This is a genomic window from Pseudomonas sp. NPDC086566 (assembly GCF_050280885.1).
GTDB classification, from domain to species: domain Bacteria; phylum Pseudomonadota; class Gammaproteobacteria; order Pseudomonadales; family Pseudomonadaceae; genus Aquipseudomonas; species Aquipseudomonas vlassakiae.
The window spans coordinates 5351-10120 of record NZ_JBNNWD010000021.1; the positions used below are offsets into that span (position 1 = coordinate 5351).

At 63.6% G+C, this 4770-nt stretch carries 3 protein-coding genes; 2 read left to right on the plus strand and 1 reads right to left on the minus strand.

The features are described from left to right. Positions 1-1023: retention module-containing protein (locus ACQKPS_RS26595; protein WP_427606242.1), on the minus strand; the 1023-nt coding region annotated here is incomplete at its 3' end. A 351-nt stretch (positions 1024-1374) separates the two neighbouring features. Here ACQKPS_RS26595 and ACQKPS_RS26600 point away from each other — a divergent pair. Together ACQKPS_RS26600 and ACQKPS_RS26605 are read left to right on the plus strand one after the other, a co-directional pair. Beyond that, entirely contained in the window at positions 1375-2712 is a 1338-nt protein-coding gene (locus tag ACQKPS_RS26600) for a TolC family outer membrane protein (RefSeq protein WP_099816025.1), read from the plus strand. A gap of 43 nt (positions 2713-2755) precedes the next feature. Then, positions 2756-4770: type I secretion system permease/ATPase (locus ACQKPS_RS26605; protein WP_427606245.1), on the plus strand; the 2015-nt coding region annotated here is incomplete at its 3' end.

Genomic DNA, 4770 nt, shown 5'->3' on the forward strand with positions numbered 1-4770 from the left:
CGAACCATTGCTGTAGACATCATTGGCCGGCGTCTGGAAATCGACGCTACCGGTGCTCTTGCCGGCTTCGACGATGATGGTCTGGCCATTGGACAGAGTCACGGTCACCGGAGTCTGGGCAGGGTTGCTCAGGGTCACGGTGTAGGTGATCACGCCACCCTCGGTCACGCTAGGCGACGCGGTCAGGGTGGCAGTGGTGGTGTCTATAGTGTCAGTAATCTCGGTCACTGCCGGCGTTTGCGGCAGGGTCACGATCACGTTGCCGCCGCCGGTGGTTCCGGTCACGGTGGTGGAAATCTGCCCGCCATCGATGTACGGCGTGTCGTTCCCGGCAACCGGTACGTTGACGGTGCCGGTAGTCTGGCCGGCCGGAATGACAATCACCGCGCCGTTCGACAGGGTCACGGTCAGGTTGGTCGCCGGCGCTTGCCCGACCGTGGCGGTGTAAACGATCACGCCACCCGCTTCGGTGATGGAAGGGGTGGCGCTGAGGCTGAGGTCGGTGGCGATCATCGTGACTGCCGTGCTGGTGGCGGTATCGACGCCCCCGGTCTCCTCGATGGTCGCCGCAGTGTCGAAGCCGATCGGGGCAGTGGGGAAGCCGATGGTCGGGTCCACGCTGCCGGCCGTGGCGTCGAGCATTACGAAGCTGTGGCCGCCGCCTGCCGCGCCGCCACCGCCTGCCGCCGAAGGGCCGGCAGCCGTGGCTTCGAGTTGTGTAGTCGGGTCGACACCGGCGGCGATCGCCTGCTGCAGCTCTTCAACCGACGGGGCGGCTTGTGCGGCGGCCTGGCCCAGGTCAGTGCTGCTATCCGGCGCATCCGCGCTCCATTGGGAGTCGCGGCCCAGGTCTAGCAGGCGGCCATCGGCCAGTTCGAGGGTCACCGCCCCGCCCACCCCGGTGAGCACCTGCTCGCCTGCGAACAGGCGATCGCCCTCGATGAGTACGCGCCGGATGCCTTCTGGGGATACTGCGATGACTTGGCCAACAATGCTCTTGACGATCGCAACAACGCTGCTCATTGGACTCTCCGGCTTACCCGATGATGGGACGTCCCGGCCCATAGCGGCGTCTGTGGCGCCGCATCAGGCGGAAATGTATCGATAATAGGTCTGGACTTTTGGCGTCAATTATTTGGCTATAACTCTTTGGAATTAACTTTATGCCAAACTATTGACCTTAAGTGTGCCATCCTAAACAATTGGCGAAGTAATGTCACATTGATATTTGAACGTGTGCTTTTCCTTCCCGAAGTGCCTCTCGAAGTGCCCTGTTGGAAGCTCGCTCATCGGTCAGATCAGGTTGCCATTTTCCAAACCTGCACAGCTTCCGCCGTGATTCAGGACAACAGCGCCTTCGGGGATCCGTAAAAAATGCGTGCGCCACTGTTTATCGCTCTGCCACTCGCTTTCGCCGCCACTTTCGTCCACGCCCAAACGCTGCCGGAAGCCATGCAACAGGCCCTCGAAGTGCATCCCGAGATCCAGGCCGGGGTGAATGCGCGCGTGGCCGCCGACTACCAGTTGCGCGCCGCCAAGGGCGGCTATTTGCCGCAGGTCAACGTCACCGCCGGTTACGGCCGTGAAGGCAGTGACAGCCCGAGCACCGGTAACCGCTGGGAAACCTTGAACCGCGGCGAATCGGCCATCCGCCTGCGGCAGATGGTGTTCGACGGCTTCGCCACCTCCAGCGAAGTTGGCCGCCAGCAGGCTACCGTCAACGCCCGTGCCTATGCGCTGATGGACACCTCCGAGCGCACTGGCCTGGACGTGGCCAAGGTCTACCTGGATGTGCTGTCGCGCCGCGAGATGGTGCGCCTGGCCCAGGAGAACCTGCAGAACCATGAACGCATCCTCGACCAGATCAAGCTGCGCACCAGCCGTGGCGTTGGCCGCCTGGCCGACCTCGACCAGGCTGAAGCGCGCCTGGCCCAGGCCCAGAACAACCTGATCACCGAGCAGACCAACCTGGCCGACGCCAACACCAACTTCCTCAGCGTGGTGGGGCAGATGCCGGATGAGCTGAGCGCCCCGGCGCCGTTCATTGACCTGCTGCCAGCCAGCCTGGAAGAGGCCCGCGCGCAGATGGTAGAAAGCAGCCCGGTGCTGCGCTCGGCCGAGTCAGACATCGCCGCGGCGGAAAAACAGTACGACGCCGCCAAGTCCAGCTTCTACCCGCGCTTTGATGCCGAACTCGGCCGCACCGCCGACAACAACATCGACGGTGTCGCCGGTCACAACAACGATTGGGAAGCCATGGTACGAATGAACTTCAACCTGTACGCTGGCGGCAGCAACAAGGCCGAGCTGGAAGCCAAGTCGCACCTGGCCGGCCAGGCCCTGGACATTCGCAACAATGCCCTGCGCCAGCTGAACGAAGAACTGGGCCTGGCCTGGAACGCGCAGGAAAACGCCAACGCCCAGGTGCCGATCGCCCAGCAGTACGTCGACCACAGCAACCGCGTGCGCAGCGCCTACCAGCAGCAGTTCAGCCTCGGTGAGCGGACCTTGCTCGACCTGCTCGACAGCGAGAACGAAACCTTCACCGCCCAGCGCCGCTTGGTAGAAGTGAAGAATATTCAGTTGTTTACTCAGTACCGAATCAAGGCGACCATTGGCCAGCTGCTCAAGAGCCAGGGCGTTGTCGCGCCGATGGCCACCGTTGTGCAGAACGATTTGAAACCCCGGGTGAACCTGCCAGGCTTGAACTGAGGCGCACCCATCCACCTACCCGCCAGGTTGAAGAGAGCACCGCGTGGAATCCGAAGTCAGTCGAGTCCAACTCAACCACGATCCACGCAGTCAGCATGACGATCCGCTCCTGGATAGCCTGCTGACGCTGTGCGTCCTGCATCAAAAGCCTGCCAGCCGGGCGATGCTCACCACCGGGCTGCCATTGCCGTCCCAACGCCTGAACGCCGAGTTGCTGCCCCGTGCCGCCGCCCGCGGCGGGCTGCAGGGGCGCCTGTTGCAGCGCAAGCTGGAGCAGATCCCGAGCATCGCCATGCCGGCCATGCTGCTGCTCAAGGACGGCCGCGCCGCGGTGTTGCTGGGCTGGGAGAATGATGACACTGCGCGCCTGCTGCTCAGCGAGAGCGATGGCGGCGAGGTGCTGGTCAGCCGCGAAGCGCTGATCGGGGACTACAGCGGCAAGGTGTTCTTCGCCCAGCCGCAGCACAAGTACGACGTCAACCACGGCAACCTGATTCCGCGCGCCAAGTCCTGGTTCCGCGACACCTTGCTGCGCAGCAAGTGGCTGTACATCGACGCCATCGCCGCCAGCCTGGTAATCAACCTGATCGCCCTGGCTGCGCCGCTGTTCGTGATGAACGTCTACGACCGCGTGGTACCCAACCAGGCCACCTCGACCCTCTGGGTGCTGGCCGTCGGTATCACCGGCGCGTATGTGTTCGACCTGATTCTCAAAGGGCTGCGCGGCCTGTGCCTGGACCTGGCCGGCAAGAAGACCGACCTGATCATTTCGGCCACCCTGTTCGAACGCATCGTCGGCATGTCGATGAAGTATCGCCCGGCGCGGGTCGGCAGCTTTGCCCAGAACATCCACGAGTTCCAGGGGCTGCGAGACTTCCTCGCCTCGCTGACCCTGACCAGCCTGATCGACCTGCCGTTCACCCTGATCATCCTCATGGTCATCGCCATCATCGGCGGGCACCTGGTGTGGATCCCGATCCTCGCCTTCCCGTTGGCCCTGGGCATCGGCTACGCCCTGCAGCGGCCGCTTATGGCAACCATGGAACGAACCATGGCACTGGCCTCCGAGCGCCAGTCGAGCCTGATCGAAACCCTGGCCGGCCTGGACGCGGTGAAGGTCAACAATGCCGAAAGCGAACGCCAGTACATGTGGGAACAGACCCTTGGCACCCTCAGCCGCCTTGAGCTGCGGGTGAAGGTGCTGTCGAGCCTGGCGATGAACATGACCCTGCTGATCCAGCAACTGGCTGGCGTGGCGATGATCTGCGTCGGCGTGTACCTGATCATCGACGGCAACCTGAGCATGGGCGGCCTGGTGGCTTGCTACATGCTTAGTGGCCGTGCCCTGGGCCCGTTGAGTTCGCTCAACGGCCTGCTGGCCCGCTACCAGCAGGCCAAGGTGACCATGGTCTCGACCAACCAGATGATGGAACTGCCGCAAGAGCGCAACTTCGAGGAACGCCCGCTGAGCCGTAAGGTGCTGCAGGGTGGCATCGAGTTCCGCGGCGTCGACTTCACCTACCCGAACCAGCAGAACCAGGCGCTAAAGGGCATCAACCTGCTAATTCGCCCGGGCGAGAAAGTCGGCATCATCGGCCGTAGCGGCTCGGGCAAGAGTTCGCTGGCCAAGCTGATCGTCGGCCTGTATGAGGCGGACAACGGCTCGCTGCTGGTGGACGGCGTGGACATCCGCCAGATCGACGTCAGCGAGCTGCGCCACAACGTCGGCTACGTGCCGCAGGATATCCAGCTGCTGGCCGGTACCTTGCGCGACAATCTGGTCAGCGGTGCCCGCTACATCGAGGACGAGCTGATCCTGCAAGCCGCCGAGCTGGCTGGCGTGCACGAGTTCGCCCGGCTGCACCCGGACGGTTACGAGCTGCAGGTTGGCGAGCGCGGGCAAAACCTCTCCGGCGGCCAGCGGCAGAACGTCGCCCTGGGCCGTGCGCTGTTGCTCAACCCGCAGATCCTGCTGCTCGACGAGCCCACTGCGGCCATGGACAATACCGGCGAAGAGCGCCTCAAGCAGCGCCTGCAGGCGGTAATCGAGAACAAGAC